This is a genomic window from Pseudomonas sp. TUM25319 (genome assembly GCF_056388475.1).
This window is the reverse complement of sequence record NZ_CM150751.1, coordinates 3,459,773-3,476,672: the sequence shown is the minus strand read 5'-3', so window position 1 is coordinate 3,476,672 and position 16,900 is coordinate 3,459,773. Positions and strand designations below refer to the sequence as shown.

Below are 16,900 nucleotides of genomic sequence, written 5' to 3'. Positions count from 1 at the left end.
GACTCCAATGAATTTTTCCCGGTTTTTCATTACCCGGCCGATCTTCGCCGCAGTGCTGTCGCTGCTGATCCTGATCGCCGGCGCCATTTCGCTGTTCCAGTTGCCGATCAGCGAATACCCCGAAGTGGTCCCGCCCACCGTGGTGGTGCGCGCCAACTTCCCCGGCGCCAACCCCAAGGTGATCGGCGAGACCGTCGCCGCGCCGCTGGAACAGGCCATCACCGGTGTCGAGAACATGCTGTACATGTCCTCGCAGTCCACCGCCGACGGCAAGATCACCCTGACCATCACCTTCGCCCTGGGCACTGACCTGGACAACGCCCAGGTGCAGGTGCAGAACCGCGTGACCCGTACCCAGCCCAAGCTGCCGGAAGAAGTGACGCGCATCGGTATCACCGTCGACAAGGCTTCGCCCGACCTGACCATGGTCGTGCACCTGACCTCGCCGGACAACCGCTACGACATGCTCTACCTGTCCAACTACGCCATCCTCAACATCAAGGACGAACTGGCACGCCTCGGCGGCGTCGGTGACGTGCAACTGTTCGGCATGGGCGACTACTCGCTGCGGGTCTGGCTCGATCCGAACAAGACCGCATCGCGCAACCTGACCGCCAGCGACGTGGTCGCCGCCATCCGCGAACAGAACCGCCAGGTCGCCGCCGGGCAGCTCGGCGCACCGCCCGCACCGGGAGCCACCAGCTTCCAGCTGTCGGTCAACACCCAGGGCCGTCTGGTGAGCGAGGAAGAGTTCGAGAACATCATCATCCGCTCCGGGGAGAACGGTGAAATCACCCGCCTGAAAGACATCGCCCGGGTCGAGCTCGGCTCCAGCCAGTACGCCCTGCGCTCGCTGCTGAACAACCAGCCGGCGGTGGCAATCCCGATCTTCCAGCGTCCGGGCTCCAACGCCATCGAGATCTCCGACGAAGTGCGGGCGAAGATGGTCGAGCTGAAGAAAGACTTCCCTGAAGGCATGGACTACAGCATCGTCTACGACCCGACCGTATTCGTTCGCGGCTCCATCGAGGCAGTGGTGCACACCCTGTTCGAAGCGCTGATTCTCGTGGTGCTGGTGGTGATCCTGTTCCTGCAGACCTGGCGCGCCTCGATCATCCCGCTGGTAGCCGTGCCGGTCTCGCTGATCGGTACCTTCGCGGTGATGCACCTGTTCGGCTTCTCCCTCAACGCCCTGTCGCTGTTCGGCCTGGTGCTGGCCATCGGTATCGTGGTGGACGACGCCATCGTCGTAGTGGAGAACGTCGAGCGCAACATCGAGCTGGGCCTCGAACCACTGGAAGCCACGAAAAAGGCCATGGGCGAAGTGACCGGGCCGATCGTCGCCACGGCGCTGGTGCTGTGCGCCGTGTTCATACCAGCGGCGTTCATCTCGGGTCTTACCGGGCAGTTCTACAAACAGTTCGCCCTGACCATCGCCATCTCCACAGTGATCTCGGCTTTCAACTCGCTGACCCTGTCGCCAGCGCTGGCCGCCGTATTGCTCAAAGGGCACCACGCACCGAAGGACCGCTTCTCGCTGCTGCTCGACAAGCTGCTGGGCGGCTGGCTGTTCCGTCCGTTCAACCGCTTCTTCGAGCGTGCCAGCCATAGCTATGTCGGCACCGTGGGCCGGGTCATCCGCCGCAGCGGCGTGGCGCTGTTCGTCTACGCCGGCCTCATGGGCCTGACCTGGCTGGGCTTCTCGTCCACCCCGACCGGCTTCGTCCCGGCGCAGGACAAGCAGTACCTGGTGGCCTTCGCCCAGTTGCCGGACGCGGCCAGCCTCGACCGCACCGAGGCGGTGATCAAGAAGATGAGCGAGATCGCCCTGAAACAGCCGGGCGTGGCCGACTCCGTGGCCTTCCCGGGCCTGTCGATCAACGGTTTCACCAACAGCCCCAACAGCGGCATCGTGTTCACCCCGCTCAAGCCGTTCGACGAGCGCAAGGACCCGAGCCAGTCGGCCGCCGCCATCGCGGCTGCGCTGAATGCGCAGTTCGCCGACATCCAGGACGCCTACATCGCGATCTTCCCGCCGCCGCCGGTACAGGGGCTGGGCACCATCGGCGGCTTCCGCCTGCAGATCGAAGACCGCGGCAACCTGGGCTACGAAGCGCTGTACAAGGAAACCCAGAACATCATCGCCAAGAGCCATAACGTGCCGGAGCTGGCCGGGCTGTTCACCAGCTACCAGGTCAACGTGCCGCAGGTCGATGCCGCCATCGACCGGGAAAAGGCCAAGACCCACGGCGTGGCCATCACCGATATCTTCGACACCCTGCAGATCTACCTGGGTTCGCTGTATGCCAACGACTTCAACCGTTTTGGCCGCACCTACCAGGTCAACGTCCAGGCTGAACAGCAGTTCCGCCTCGACGCCGAACAGATCGGCCAGTTGAAGGTGCGCAACAACCAGGGCGAGATGATCCCGCTGGCGACCTTCATCAAGGTCAGCGACACCTCCGGTCCCGACCGCGTGATGCACTACAACGGCTTCATCACCGCCGAGATCAACGGTGGCGCGGCGCCGGGCTACAGCTCCGGCCAGGCGGAAAAAGCCATGGAGAAACTGCTGAAAGAGGAACTGCCCAACGGCATGACCTTCGAGTGGACCGAGTTGACCTACCAGCAGATCCTCGCCGGCAATACCGCGCTGTTCGTGTTCCCGCTCTGTGTGCTGCTGGCCTTCCTGGTGCTGGCCGCCCAGTACGAAAGCTGGAGCCTGCCACTGGCAGTGATCCTGATCGTGCCGATGACCCTGCTGTCGGCGATCACCGGGGTGATCCTGTCCGGTAGCGACAACAACATCTTCACCCAGATCGGCTTGATCGTACTGGTGGGGCTGGCGTGCAAGAACGCGATCCTCATCGTCGAGTTCGCCAAGGACAAGCAGGCCGAAGGCCTCGACCCGCTGGCCGCGGTACTGGAAGCCTGCCGCCTGCGTCTGCGGCCGATCCTGATGACCTCGTTCGCCTTCATCATGGGTGTGGTGCCGCTGGTGTTCTCCTCCGGTGCCGGTGCCGAAATGCGTCACGCCATGGGTGTGGCGGTGTTCTCCGGGATGATCGGGGTGACCATTTTCGGCCTGTTGCTGACGCCGGTGTTCTTTGTCCTGATCCGTCGTTACGTCGAACGCAGCCAGGCGCGCAAGGCCGCGCGGCTGCCAGCCGTGGAGAACCACGCATGAACCCGCTGAACCTGAATGCCGCCAAACTGTGGATGCCGAGCCTGCTGGTACTGGCCCTGAGCGCCTGCGCCGTGGGCCCGGACTACAAGGCCCCGGACACCGCCGCCGCCCACCTGGCCGCCGCCGACGGCCAGTCCGGCCTGGACCGCAACCGCTTCGAAAGCGCCTGGTGGCACCAGTTCGAAGACCCGGTGCTGGACCAGTTGGTCAGCCAGTCGCTGAACGGCAACCGTGACCTGCGGGTGGCCTTCGCCCGCCTCAAGGCGGCCCGTTCGATCCGCGAAGACGTCGACAACGACGCCTTCCCGACCGTGACCAGCCGTGCCAGCAGCAACCTCGGCAAGGGCCAGATCCCTGGCCAGACCGAGGACCGGGTCAACAGCGAACGCTACGACCTGGGCCTGGACATGGCCTGGGAGCTGGATCTGTTCGGCCGTATCCAGCGCCAGCTGGAAGCGAGCCAGGCCCAGGAAGCCGCGGCCCAGGCCGACCTGCAACAGTTGCAGGTCAGCCTGATCGCCGAGCTGGTGGACGCCTACGGTCAACTGCGCGGGGCGCAACTGCGCGAGAAGATCGCCGTGGCCAACCTCAAGACCCAGCAGGACTCTCGCGGCATCACCGAAACCCTGCGCGATGCTGGTGTCGGCAACGAGCTGGACGTGGTCCGTGCCGATGCCCGCCTTGCGGCGGTGGAAGCCAGCGTGCCGCAACTGCAGGCCGAACAGGTGCGGGCACGCAACCGCATCGCCACCCTGCTCGGCCAGCGGCCTGACGCCCTGAGCGTGGACCTGTCGCCGAGACAGTTGCCGGCCATCGCCAAGGCGTTGCCGGTGGGTGATCCGGGCGAACTGCTGCAACGCCGTCCCGACATCCGCCGCGCCGAACGCCAACTGGCGGCGGCCACCGCCAACGTCGGCGTGGCCACGGCCGATCTGTTCCCACGGGTCAGTCTGAGCGGTTTCCTTGGCTTCACTGCCGGACGTGGTTCGCAGATCGGTTCCTCGGCGGCGTCTGCCTGGGCGCTGGGCCCGAGCATCACCTGGGCCGCGTTCGACCTGGGCAGTGTCCGCGCCCGTCTGCGCGGCGCCAACGCCGAGGCCGAAGGCGCGCTGGCGACCTATGAGCAGCAGGTGCTGCTGGCCCTGGAAGAGTCGGAAAACGCCTTCAGCGACTACGGCAAACGCCAGCAACGCCTGCTCTCGCTGCTCAAGCAGAGCGAAGCCAGCCGCAAGGCGGCGGAGCTGGCGTCGATTCGTTACCGCGAAGGGACCGTGGATTACCTGGTGCTGCTCGACGCCGAGCGCGAGCGCCTGGCAGCGGAAGACGCCCAGGCCCAGGGCGAGGTCGAGCTGTACCGCGGCATCGTCGCCATCTACAAGGCACTGGGTGGCGGCTGGCAGGCCGAGACGGTCGCTGCCAACTGATTTCAGAGCTCCTTTGGTTGGTTCACACCGACCTTTTTGCCCCGCCAGCGTAAGCTCGCGGGGCTTTTTTTGATTCTTCGCTCGGGGTTTTGGTGCTTATTTAGCGTGATTATCCGGTATTTTTGGCGACGTTGCCGGCCCGTTCCGCCCTTACGGCGGCTTACTTTTGTCTTGTCAAAAGTAAGCAAAACCGCCCGCTCCCAACATCCGGCCCTACGCTGCGCTTCGGGTCCCCCTCCTTCCGGCACCTTTCGGGGCCAGCGCGGCCTACGATTTGCTTCGCAAATCTACATCTCGTGTCTTCGGCTAACGCCGAAGGGTGCTTACGCACCCGGCCCCTACAGGCACCTCCACTCGGCCGGCTGAAGTCGCAATTGGCGGCGTCTGAACTGCCGCGCATGAAGAGCAAAAGCAAGATCAAAAGCTCCGGCTCTTTGGGGCGCCTATCAAAATCAGATCTGAATTTCGAAGATCTGTACGAGAGAACGCCGCCCGTAACCTGCGACTTCAGGAGGCCGAGTGGAGGTGTTCGGAAGGGGCTGGGGCGCAGCCCCCTTCGGCGAAGCCGAAGAGCGCGAGTCGTAGACTTGGCGAAGCAAGTCGTAGGCCGCGCGGCCCCTGGAGGACACCGGAGCGAGGGGACCCGGAGCGCAGCGTAGGGCCGTATGTGGGAGCCAGCGGTTTTGCTTACTTTTGACAAGACAAAAGTAAGCCGCCGTAAGGACGGAACGGGCCGGCAACGTCGCCGAAAATAACGGATATGCTAGAAAAAATCGAAACCATCGCCCCCAACCCCAATCCAAGAATGAAAACCTGCGCGAAGACCCTTTTTTCCAGCGAAACTGCTGACCAACTGCTGCCCCAGCAACAGCCCAGTGCCCGCCAGCCACCACCACCGCCCCGCTCCCTCAATGAATCCGAGGCCTCCAGCCATCTGGCGCGAAACCTGCTCTGCCCTGCCAAAACACCGACAGCACAGGTTCACACCATGACATCCCATCCCCCTTTCTCCCGCCGCCGCTTCCTCGGCAACAGCCTGGCCCTTGGCGGCCTGGCGCTGGGCGGCAGCCTGCTGAGCGGCTGCGGCGACGACAGCCAGCCCGGCGCCGAGCACCTGAGCGACAGCGGCCCACGCCAGGGCGGCCGGCTACGCCTGGGCATTCTCGACGGTAACAAGAGCGGCAACCTCGACGCCCACAAACCGGTGGGCAGCGGCATCATTCGCGGCTTTGCGCTGTACAGCAAGCTGTGGGAGTGGGACGAAAACATGCTGCCGCGCCTGGCCCTGGCCGAGGAAGCGGAGGTCAGCCCGGACGGCAAAGTCTGGACCCTGCGCCTGAAACAGGGCCTGGAATTCCACCACGGCAAGACCATCGACGCCAACGACCTGCTGTTTTCCATCCGCCGCCTGACCGACCCGCAACTGGCCTCGCCCTATGCCGCACTGCTGCACTGGATCGACCGCGACAACCTGGAAACCCTCGACAACCGCACGATCCGCGTACGCTTCAAGGACGGTGCCGGTTTCGTGCCGTTGCCGGAAACCTGGGTCAATTTCGGCGGCATCGTGCCGGTGGACTACCACCCGATCAGCAACCCGGTGGGCGCCGGCCCCTACAAGCTCAAGAGCTTCAGCCCGGGCCAGCGCTCGCTGTTCACGCGCTTCGAGAACTATTACAAGGCCGGACGGCCCTACGCCGACGAGTTGGAGATCATCGATTTCAAAGACCAGACCACCCGCCTTGCCGCGCTCCAGGCCGGACAGATCGACATGGCCAACGCCCTGGCCGCCGAACACCTGAACCTGATCGAGAAAGACCCGCGCATCCAGGCCGTGACCTCGGTCACCGGCAACTGGCTGAGCCTGGACATGAACACGCAGAAAGCGCCGTTCGACGACCCGCGGGTGCGCCGGGCATTCCGCCTGCTGGCCGACCGCGAGGAGCTGGTCAAGCGCGTGCTCAACGGCCAGGGGCGGGTTGCCAACGACCTGTACGCACCCAACGATCCGACCTTCGACCAGAGCATCCCGCCGCGCCGCCACGACCTGGAACAGGCCAGGGCCCTGCTGCGCGAGGCCGGCCAGGACAACCTCAAGGTGGAACTGATCGCCGAACAGAACGGCGTGGCCCTGGCCTCCGCCCTGGTGTTTGCCGAGCAGGCCCGCCGTGCCGGGGTCGAGGTCAATGTGCGCCAGGTGGATTCGGCTACGTTCAATGGCCCGCAGCACACCGAATGGACCTTCAGCACCGGCGGCAGCATCGGTGCGCCGTTCCTGACCTGCGCCCTGCATGCCGACGCACCGGTGTCGGTGGCGAACAAGACCCACTTCGACGACCCGCGTTTCTCCGAACTGTTCCTCAAGGCCCTGGCCGAGCCAAATCTGGAAAAACGCAAGCCGCTGGTGCATGAAGCCCAGCGCATCCAGTACGAGCGGGGTGGTTTGCTGGTGTGGGGTTACGCCAATCTGGTGGATGGCTTTGCCCGCCGGGTGGGTGGCGCGGCGGCGGAGAAAACCTTGTTCCCGACCTGGCGCTTCGATCAATTGTGGCTGAAGGACAGCGCCTGATCCTTGAGGGCCTCATCACCGGCAAGCCGGCTCCCACAGGGCTCTTGTGTGGGCTGGCTTGCCAGCGATGAGGCCCTCCGGTCACACCTCAGAAATGCGTCGTCACCGACACCCCATAGGTCCGCCGATCGCCCCGCGCATCCCAGGCGATATCGAACGGCAGCGGCACGCTGTCGGTCTTGTAGCGCTTGTCGGTGAGGTTGTTGACGTAGGCGCTCAGGTCCAGGTCCTGCTTGCCGCCGAAGTGATAGGTCAGGCTGGCGTTGCCCAGGGTGTAGCCGCCTTGCGACACACTGTGGTCTTCCTGCGCGGTCGGCAGGAAGAAGATCCGGCTCTGGTAGCGCCAGGTGTTGTCGAGGGTCACGGCATCGCCGCCTTGCAGCGGGATGCGGTAGCTCGCGCCCACCGAGAGGGTGCGCGACGGCGAGCGGGCAATGCGGTTGCCGGAATAGTCGGGCCCGCCCGGCGACGAAAAGTCTTTCAGTTCGGTATGCAACAGCCCCAGCGAACCACGCACCTGCAGGTTGTCCACGGGCAGCGCCTGCACCTCGAATTCGGCCCCGCGAATCACCCCGCTGCCACTGTTGGTCAGCAACGACACCACCTCACCGTTGCTCACCGTGACGTTGTTCACCTGGATATCGGCATAGTCGTAGTAGAAGACGTTGGCGTTGGCGATCAGGCGCTCGTCGAACCACTCGCTCTTGATCCCCAGCTCATAGGCATCGACGTTCTCCGGCGCCACCACCGAAGTTTCCGCCTGCACCGTCGCACCACCGTTGAAGCCACCGGAACGGAAGCCCTTGGCGTAGCGGAAGTACACCCGGGCGTTGTCGTTCAACTGGTATTCGGGGGTGAAGTCGTAGGTCAGCTTGCTCCAGGTACGTTTCTCGTCCTGCACCGCAACCGTGGCCAGGCTGCCGCTGTAGTCCTTCCACCAGTGCTCGCTGCTGCCGAAGGCGACAGCGCCGGCTCCCGGCGCGGCCACACGGTGCAGGTCGATGTCCTTGGTTTCGCGGGTCCAGCGCAGGCCGAGGGTCAGGCTCAGGTCGTCGGTCGCCTGCCAGGTGCTGCTGCCGAACAGCGCATAGCTGCTGGTGGTCTGGTCGAGGTCGGTACGGGCGTAGCTGGCCACGCCGAACGGCGCATTGTAGGCGGTGGGCAGGATGGCGCTGCTGCTGGCGCTGTCGAGGTTTTCGTGGAACAGGTGGGTGCCGACGATCCAGCTCACCGGCTGGTTTTTCGGCGACGACAGGCGCAGCTCCTGAGAGACCTGGCGCCAGTGGTCATCACCGTAGGAACGGCCGAATTCGTAGATGCCCATGTTCGGGCCCTGGGCCTTCTCGCGGACATCGTCCAGGGCGGTGATGGAATCGAGGGTCAGTTCGCCCAGTTCCCACTGCAGGTTGAGCTGCACGCCATTGTGCTCGATACGGTCGTCGGCCTTGCCGGTGTAGGCCGCCTCATCGTCCTTCAGGGCCGGCGCCGGTCCGAACAGCGTGGTGCCGCCGGGGCCGGAACCCCAGGCACGGGTGGCGATGCCCTGGCCCTGGTAGTCGCGGGCACGCAGTTGCAGGGTGGCCTGCAGGGTATCGCTGAGCTGCGCCAGGATCTGCGCCCGCACCGCCTGGTCGTGGACGTCGCCGTAGGTGTGGCCGTCCACCAGGTTCTTCAACTGACCGTCCTTGCTCTGGTCGACGAAGGCCACCCGCGCCGCCAGGCGGTCGTCCACCAGGGTGCCGCCGTAGGCGCCCTCGTAAAGCCGTGAATCGTAGTTGCCGGCATCTACCTTGAAATAGCCATTGCCCTCTTCGAAGGCCGGCTTGCGCGAGACGAAGTTGATCGCCCCGCCGGTGGTGTTCTTGCCCCACAGCGTGCCTTGCGGGCCGCGCAGGATTTCTACCCGCTCAAGATCGTACAGCGGGCCGCCGGTGGCGATGTGCGGGCTGATGTAGGTGTCGTCGAGGTAGATGCCCACCGGGTACACGGTGGTGGACGCCATGTCGCCCGAGCCCATGCCACGGATGTACCAGCGCGGACGCTGGTTGCCGGCGAATTCCGGGGCGATGGCGTTGGGCACGTCCTGCAGCGCCTTGCCGGCGGTGAAGCCGCCGCCGGTGGACTGGATGGCCTTGCCGGAAACGGCGGACACCGCGGCGGCGACGTCCTGCAGCGACTCCTCGCGCTTCTGCGCGGTCACGGTGACCGTAGGCAAGGCTTTCTGGCTGTCGGGGGTGCTGTCATCGGCCTCGGCGGCCAGCAGGTTCTGGCCTGGCAGGAAGGCAGCGGCGATCAATAGCGCCAGGGTGTGGCGACGGTAGGGAACATTCATGCGGGCAGTTCTCGTTTTTCGGTGTGCTGGCGCTATGGCAATGCTCGTGCCAGAGCCTGCAGGCCAGGAACCACAAGGGCTCCGGGCCAGCCGAAGAAACTGACTGCTGCATCAGGAGCAGCGGGTCAGCAACCCGCTGCTGATGGAGACGCAAGCCCTACTCCTGCGCCCTTACCGCCAGCACATTGCACGGCAGGTGCTGCAGCACATGCTCGGTGGTGCTGCCCAGCAAACCCTGGGCGCCCCGCCGCTGGCTGCTGCCCATGACGATCACGTCCGCGCGGTGATGGCTGGCGTACTCGCCGATCGCATGGCTGGCCGGGCCGCTGACGAAATGCCGGTTCGCCTCCGGCACGCCAAAGGTATCGGCCAGGTGCTCGAAGGCCAGTTGCGCCGAGTGCCGCACTTCACGGTTGAAACCCGGCATGGTCACCGCCCCGGCGCCGAAGTCGGCGATGTGGGTCTGCGCCACATCCCAGGCATGCAGCAGATGCAGTTCGGCATCGCACTGCACGGCCATGGCGTTGGCGGCGCGGATCACCCGCTCGTTGAGGCGGGTGTGCTGGCTGTCGGGATGCAGGGTATCGACGGCGGCGATGATCACCCGCGGCAACGGGCAGCGTACATCGCTGACCAGGTGCAACGGCGCCGGGCAATCGCGCAGCAGGTGCCAGTCCGGTGGGGTCAGGAACACCCGGCGCAGGGCCGATTCGTGGTGCACGTCCTTGATCACCAGGTCCGGCTGCATGTCCTCGACGTGCTCGACGATATCCTTCATCACCTGGCGGCTGACCTGCACTTCGCAGGTGACTTCCAGGCCGTCGTGACGCAACTGGCCGGCCTCGTCCCGCAGCCAGGTCCAGGCCTCCTGCTCCATCGACTGGCGCAGCGCGCTGCCGCTGGCCATGCGCCCGAGCAGGTCGCCTTCCTCGATGAACACGGCAATGTGCAGCGCGGCGTCGGTGGCCTTGGCGATGGCCACGGCGCGCTCCATGGCCGGGGTATGCCGCAGGGTCGGCGCGGCGATCATGAAAAGTCGTTGATACTGGCTCATGAGACACCTCCGGATGGAATCTCCGATGATGATCAACGCGCCCGGCCAGGACGGCCTGCGGGCGGCACCGCCGACAGAACGCCGGCGGCGTGAACTCAGTATATGCCCGCTCTCAGAGACAGGTAGCCAGCGCCGCCATACGGCGCTGGGCCAGGGCGTCGTCTTTCTGCGCGTAGAACTTCACCAGGCTGCCGGCGCCGGCGGCAGTGATGTCGGCGAAGTACTCGGCGCCACGGGTCGAGACCGTGACCACGCCGCCCGCCTGCTCCAGGTAGCCGCTGGCATCGACGCCGAAGGACGCTTCGTCCTGCCAGGTGAATTGCACGCACTCGGCGACCTTGGCTACATCTTTGGTCGAATTGAAAATCCTGTCCGGTTGGCCAGATCGACCCTCGTTCATGGCCGACGAAGCACAGCCCGCCAGCAGTGTCGCGGCGACGAGCGCCAGTGCAGTCCGCATGTTTCACCTCGGTACGCGCAAAAAAGGAGCGACTGTAGCACTGCCGGGCCACACGCCGAAAACCCTGTTTTCAGTGCGCCAATAGAGCGGGCTGATGAAGCGATCAACAAGGTCGATTAGTCACACAAAAAGCAGGGGCATAAACTTCCCGCGAATGCGACAAAAGGTCCTCCCCAGAATGGACCCACGCGCATCCCCTGCATGCTTTGGCCTGAAGACCACTGACCGAATCCGACGCTGTACCCGGCGGGCACTCTCGTGCGCGGCGGTAGCGCCTGCTCGGCCGTAGAAAGGAGATAACCATGGGACTGGGTAGACGACAGTTCTTCAAACTGTGCACCGTGGGCGCCGCCACCGCGACCTGCGCCAGCCTAGGCTTCGCACCGGGCATGGCCCACGCGACCCAGTCGCGCCAGTACAAGCTGCTGCGGTCCAAAGAGACCCGCAACAACTGCACCTACTGCTCGGTGGGCTGTGGCCTGCTGATGTACAGCCTCGGCGATGGCGCAAAGAACGCCAAGGCACGGATCTTCCACATCGAAGGCGACCCGGACCATCCGGTCAGCCGTGGCTCGCTGTGCCCCAAGGGCGCGGGTCTGGTGGACTACATCCACAGCGAGCAGCGCCTGCTCTTCCCCGAATACCGTGCACCGGGTTCGGACAAATGGCAGCGGGTCAGCTGGGAGTACGCCATCGAGCGCATCGCCCGGCTGATGAAGGATGACCGCGACGCCAACTTCATCGAGAAGAATGCCAAGGGCGTGACCGTCAACCGCTGGCTCAGCACCGGCATGCTCTGCTCCTCGGCGGCCAGTAGCGAGACCGGCTCGCTGGACCAGCGCTTCACCCGCGCCCTGGGCATTCTCGGCACCGACAGCCAGGCCCGGGTCTGTCACGCCCCGACCGTCTCGGCCCTGGCGCCGACCTTCGGCCGTGGCGCCATGACCAACAACTGGGTCGATATCAAGAACGCCAACGTCATCCTGATCATGGGCGGCAACCCCGCCGAAGCGCACCCAGTGGGCTTCAAATGGGTGATCGAGGCGAAGATCCGCAACGGTGCCAAGGTCATCGTCGTCGATCCGCGCTTCAACCGCAGCGCCGCAGTGGCGGACATCTACGCCCCGGTGCGCGCCGGCTCCGACGTGACCTTCCTGATGGGCATGGTCAACTGGCTGATCACCCACGACAAGATCCAGCACGAGTACGTGCGCGCCTACACCAACGCCAGCCTGATCGTGCGCGAGGACTATCACTTCGACGAAGGCCTGTTCAGCGGCTACGACGCCGGCAAGCGCAGCTACGACCGCGCCTCGTGGAACTACGAACTGGACGAGAACGGCTTCGCCCGGCGCGACCTGAGCCTGAGTCATCCGCGCTGCGTGTGGAACCTGCTCAAGGCCCACGTCGCCCGCTACACCCCGGAAATGGTCAGCAAGGTCTGCGGCACCGCCCAGGACGACTTCCTGAAGATCTGCGAAACCCTCGGCGAGACCAGCGCCCCGGACAAGACCGCCACTTTCCTCTACGCCCTCGGCTGGACCCACCACACCAATGGCGCGCAGATGATCCGCGGCTCGGGGATGATCCAGCTGCTGCTGGGCAACATCGGCATGGCCGGCGGTGGCGTCAACGCCCTGCGCGGTCACTCCAACATCCAGGGCTACACCGACCTCGGCCTGCTGTCGCTGCGCCTGCCGGGCTACATGAACCTGCCGTCCGACGCGCAGACGGACCTTGCCACCTACCTCAAGCAGACCACGCCGAGCGCCGTGCTGCCGGACCAGGTCAACTACTACAAGAACACGCCGAAGTTCTTCGTCAGCCTGATGAAAAGCTTCTGGGGCGACAAAGCCACCAAGGACAACGACTGGGGCTTCGACTGGCTGCCGAAGTGGGATGACAGCTACGACGTCATCAACTTCACCAACCGTATGTACGAAGGCAAGGTCAACGGCTACATCGCCCAGGGCTTCAACCCGGTGGCGGCGTTCCCCGACAAGAACAAGGCGCAGGAAGCCCTGGCCAAGCTCAAGTTCCTGGTGATCATCGACCCGCTGGCCACCGAGACCTCCAGCTTCTGGAAGAACCACGGCGAACAGCACAACGTCGACACCGCGTCGATCCAGACCGAAGTGTTCCGCCTGCCGTCGTCGTGCTTCGCCGAGGAAGATGGCTCCATCGTCAACTCCTCGCGCTGGCTGCAATGGCACTGGGCCGGCGCCGCGCCGCCCGGCGAGGCCTGGCACGACGGCAAGATCCTCGGCCACCTGTTCATGAAGCTCCGCGAGCTGTACGAGAAGGAAGGCGGTGCCAACCCGGCGCCGGTGCTGAACATGGCGTGGGACTACGCCGACCCGCTGGACCCCAAGCCGGAGGAAGTGGCCAAGGAATCCAACGGCTGGGCGCTGGCCGATCTGTACGACGACAAGGGCAACCTGGTGCTGCGCAAGGGCCAGTTGCTCAACGACTTCGGCCAGTTGCGCGATGACGGCAGCACCCTCAGCTTCAACTGGATCTTCGCCGGTTCCTGGACCGAACAGGGCAACCAGATGGCCCGCCGCGACAACACCGACGTGGGCCTGGGCAACACGCCGGGCTGGGCCTGGGCCTGGCCGCAGAACCGCCGCGTGCTGTACAACCGCGCCTCGGCGGATCCGGCAGGCAATCCGTGGGACCCGAAGCGCAAGCTGATCGGCTGGGACGGCACGCGCTGGAGCGGCGTCGATGTACCGGACTTCGCGCCGACCATCGCGCCGGGCAGCGCCACCTGCCCGTTCATCATGCTGCCCGAAGGCGTGGGCCGGCTGTTCTCGGTGGGCGCGCTCAACGACGGGCCCTTCCCCGAGCACTACGAGCCAACCGAGAGCCCGCTGGCGAGCAACCCGCTGCACCCGGCCGTGACCTACAGCCCGACCGCACGGGTCTACGACCACGACCGTTCACGGATGGGCAAGCGCGAGGAGTTCCCCTACGTCGCCACCACCTACTCGATCACCGAGCTGTTCCGCCACTGGACCAAACACTCCCGGCTCAACGCCATCATCCAGCCGGAGCAGTTCGTCGAGATCGGCGAAAAACTCGCGGCCGAAAAAGGCATCCAGCAGGGCGATCAGGTCCGCGTCAGCACCAAGCGCGGCTACATCAAGGCCAAGGCCGTGGTGACCAAGCGCATCCAGCGCCTGACCATCGACGGCCAGCCGGTGGACACCATCGGTATCCCCTGCCACTGGGGCTACGAAGGCACCACGCGCAAGGGCTTCCTGGCCAACACCCTGACCCCGGGGGTCGGTGACTCCAATACCCACACGCCGGAATACAAGGCGTTTCTCGTGAACGTGGAAAAGGTCTGAGGGAGCACTCATGTCATACCAATCCCAGGACATCATCAAACGCTCCGCCACCAGCGCCCTGACCCCGCCGCCCCAGGCGCGCAATCACCAGGCCGAAGTGGCCAAGCTGATCGACGTGAGCATCTGCATCGGCTGCAAGGCCTGCCAGGTGGCGTGCAACGAATGGAACGACCTGCGTGACGAGGTCGGCCACAACGTCGGCGTCTACGACAACCCCGCCGACCTGACCGCGGAAACCTGGACGCTGATGCGCTTCGACGAAGTGGAGAACGAAGCCGGCAAGCTGGAGTGGCTGATCCGCAAGGACGGCTGCATGCACTGCGCCGATCCGGGCTGCCTCAAGGCCTGCCCGCAACCGGGGGCGATCATCCAGTACGCCAACGGCATCGTCGACTTCCAGTCCGAGCACTGCATCGGCTGCGGCTACTGCATCGCCGGCTGCCCGTTCGACGTGCCGCGGATCAGCCAGAAGGACAACAAGGCCTACAAATGCACCCTGTGCGTGGACCGCGTGTCGGTCGGCCAGGAGCCGGCCTGCGTCAAGACCTGCCCCACCGGCGCGATCAACTTCGGCGGCAAGGACGACATGAAGCACCTGGCCGGCGAGCGCGTGCGCGAGCTGCAGGGCCGCGGCTTCGCCGGCGCCGGCCTGTATGACCCGCAGGGCGTCGGCGGCACCCATGTGATGTACGTGCTGCAACATGCCGACAAGCCGCACCTGTACCACAAGCTGCCCACCGACCCGCGCATCAGCAGTGCGGTGCAGGGCTGGAAAGGCTGGCTCAAGCCGGCGGCGGCGGTGGCCTTCTTCGCCACCCTGGCCGGGACCGTGTTCCATTACGTCGGCGTCGGTCCGAATGAAGTGGACGAGGAAGAGAAACACGACGAGGAAACCCACGCATGAACAAGGACACGATGATCCTGCGTACCCGCTTCATCGAGCGCGCCAGCCACTGGCTCATGGTGATCTGCTTCTTCACCGTGGCGCTGTCGGGGCTGTCGTGGTTCTTCCCGTCGCTCAACGGCCTCAACGCCGTGTTCGGCACGCCGCAGATGGCGCGCATCCTCCACCCGTTCTTCGGCGTGGTGGTGTTCCTGCTGCTGGTGTTCCTGTTCATCCGCTTCGTGCGCTACAACCTGCCGGAGCGCGAAGACCGCCTGTGGTTCCGGAACGTGCCGCAGGTACTGGCCGGCAAGCACGAGCCGCAGCTGCAGATCGGCAAGTACAACGCCGGCCAGAAGGTGCTGTTCTGGGGAATCATGGGCCTGATCAGCCTGCTGCTGGTGAGCGGCGTGGTGATCTGGCGGCCGTACTTTGCGCCGCTGTTCTCCATTCCGACCATCCGCATCGGCCTGCTGGTGCATGCCCTGGCCGGCATCGGCCTGATCCTGCTGGTGATCGGCCATGCCTACCTGGCGTTCTGGGTGAAAGGCTCGATCCGCGGCATGGTCACCGGCTACGTGTCCCATCGCTGGGCGAAAACCCATCACGACCGCTGGTATCGCCAGATCAGCGCCAAGCAGGACGGAAAAGGCCAATGAGCAGCATCCGCATGACCCCGATCGACGGCGGCCGCCCCGCCGTCGGCGACATCCCGCCGGTGCTGCTACCGGCGGCCCACGGTCGCTACAGCGTGCGTGCCGCACGCCTGCGCCAGTTGGCCGTGGGCCATCCGATGGCCGACTACCTGAGCTTCGTTGCCGGGCTGGTGGACGCCCAGCAACGGGTACTGGAGCGCTCACCCCTGCCGCAGGCACTGATCGACGCCCTGCCCGCCCTGCTCGACCAGGACCAGCCGCCGCTGGAATGCCGCACCTTCCCGCGGGACGGCTACTGGCTGACGGCGCTGCGTCACCTGGCAGAGCATCTGGAACACCCGGTGCTGCGAGGATTGGCCCAGCGCAACGACGCCAGCCTCGAAGCCGACGCCGAGGCCCTGATGGCTGGCGCCTACGATCAGGTCGATAGCGGCGAGGCGCTGTTTCTCTGGGCCGCGCTCTCGCTGTACTTCAGCCAACTGGCCGCGCACCTGCCGGCGGCCGGCAAGGCCCTGGGCGAGCAGCGCCAGCACTGCCCGGTGTGCGCCAGCGTGCCGGTGGCCAGTAGCATCCTCGGCGGGGCCCAGACCGGCTTGCGTTACCTGCACTGCAGTCTGTGCGAAAGCCGCTGGCACATGGTCCGGCTCAAGTGCAGCAACTGCGAAGCGACCGGAGCGCTGGACTACTGGTCGCTGGACAGCGAGCACGCGCCGGTCAAGGCCGAAAGCTGCGGTGACTGCGAGAGCTACCTGAAAGTGTTCTACCCCGAGCACGACAAAGACCTGGAGGTGCTGGCCGACGACCTCGCCTCGCTGGGGCTGGATGCCGAAGTGGAACGCCAGGGGTTCGGGCGCAGTGGCGTGGGGCCTTATCTGTTTCCAGGCTGAACCTGTTGTAGCCCTGTGGGAGCTTGCTCCCACAACCCAATCCAGAGCCCCACTAAAAATCAAACATACGCATATTGATTAAAATCAATAATTCC

General features: G+C 65.2%; 10 protein-coding genes. 7 read left to right on the top strand and 3 right to left on the bottom strand.

Going from position 1 to position 16,900, the window contains the following annotated elements; all coding sequences use genetic code 11:
* The first annotated feature begins 7 nt into the window (after positions 1 to 7).
* The 3 genes from AC05QJ_RS16290 (at position 8) to AC05QJ_RS16280 (ending at position 7,180) form a co-directional block, all read left to right on the top strand.
* Positions 8 to 3,187, top strand: a complete 3,180-nt coding sequence (locus tag AC05QJ_RS16290; RefSeq protein ID WP_476742352.1) for an efflux RND transporter permease subunit — start codon at positions 8 to 10, stop codon at positions 3,185 to 3,187.
* On the top strand, positions 3,184 to 4,611 hold the full coding sequence (locus AC05QJ_RS16285) for an efflux transporter outer membrane subunit (RefSeq protein WP_476742351.1): 1,428 nt from the start codon (positions 3,184 to 3,186) through the stop codon (positions 4,609 to 4,611). Before AC05QJ_RS16290 ends, AC05QJ_RS16285 begins: the two co-directional genes overlap by 4 nt.
* A gap of 988 nt (positions 4,612 to 5,599) precedes the next feature.
* Entirely contained in the window at positions 5,600 to 7,180 is a 1,581-nt protein-coding gene (locus AC05QJ_RS16280) for an ABC transporter substrate-binding protein (RefSeq protein WP_476742350.1), read from the top strand.
* Between the two features lie 88 nt (positions 7,181 to 7,268).
* Here AC05QJ_RS16280 and AC05QJ_RS16275 read toward each other — a convergent pair whose 3' ends face one another.
* From AC05QJ_RS16275 to AC05QJ_RS16265, 3 genes are all read right to left on the bottom strand, one after another.
* Entirely contained in the window at positions 7,269 to 9,512 is a 2,244-nt protein-coding gene (locus tag AC05QJ_RS16275; RefSeq protein WP_476742349.1) for a TonB-dependent receptor, read from the bottom strand.
* Between the two features lie 157 nt (positions 9,513 to 9,669).
* Entirely contained in the window at positions 9,670 to 10,566 is an 897-nt protein-coding gene (locus tag AC05QJ_RS16270; RefSeq protein ID WP_476742348.1) for a universal stress protein, read from the bottom strand.
* Positions 10,567 to 10,678: 112 nt separating this feature from the next.
* Positions 10,679 to 11,026 carry a hypothetical protein gene (locus AC05QJ_RS16265; RefSeq protein WP_476742347.1) on the bottom strand — a complete coding sequence of 116 codons (348 nt, stop codon included), beginning with the start codon at positions 11,024 to 11,026 and terminating at the stop codon, positions 10,679 to 10,681.
* Positions 11,027 to 11,328: 302 nt separating this feature from the next.
* Here AC05QJ_RS16265 and fdnG point away from each other — a divergent pair, with 302 nt between their 5' ends.
* From fdnG to fdhE, 4 genes are read left to right on the top strand one after another with little or no spacing between them, the layout of a single operon-like run.
* The gene (gene fdnG / locus AC05QJ_RS16260) at positions 11,329 to 14,379 is read left to right on the top strand and encodes a formate dehydrogenase-N subunit alpha (protein ID WP_476742346.1); all 3,051 of its coding nucleotides are present in this window, start codon (positions 11,329 to 11,331) and stop codon (positions 14,377 to 14,379) included.
* A gap of 10 nt (positions 14,380 to 14,389) precedes the next feature.
* Positions 14,390 to 15,283 carry a formate dehydrogenase subunit beta gene (gene fdxH, locus AC05QJ_RS16255; protein WP_476742345.1) on the top strand — a complete coding sequence of 298 codons (894 nt, stop codon included), beginning with the start codon at positions 14,390 to 14,392 and terminating at the stop codon, positions 15,281 to 15,283.
* Entirely contained in the window at positions 15,280 to 15,921 is a 642-nt protein-coding gene (locus tag AC05QJ_RS16250) for a formate dehydrogenase subunit gamma (protein ID WP_476742344.1), read from the top strand. The genes fdxH and AC05QJ_RS16250 overlap by 4 nt, the downstream gene beginning before the upstream one ends.
* Positions 15,918 to 16,805, top strand: a complete 888-nt coding sequence (gene fdhE, locus AC05QJ_RS16245) for a formate dehydrogenase accessory protein FdhE (protein WP_476742343.1) — start codon at positions 15,918 to 15,920, stop codon at positions 16,803 to 16,805. The genes AC05QJ_RS16250 and fdhE overlap by 4 nt, the downstream gene beginning before the upstream one ends.
* The last annotated feature ends 95 nt before the right edge of the window (positions 16,806 to 16,900 follow it).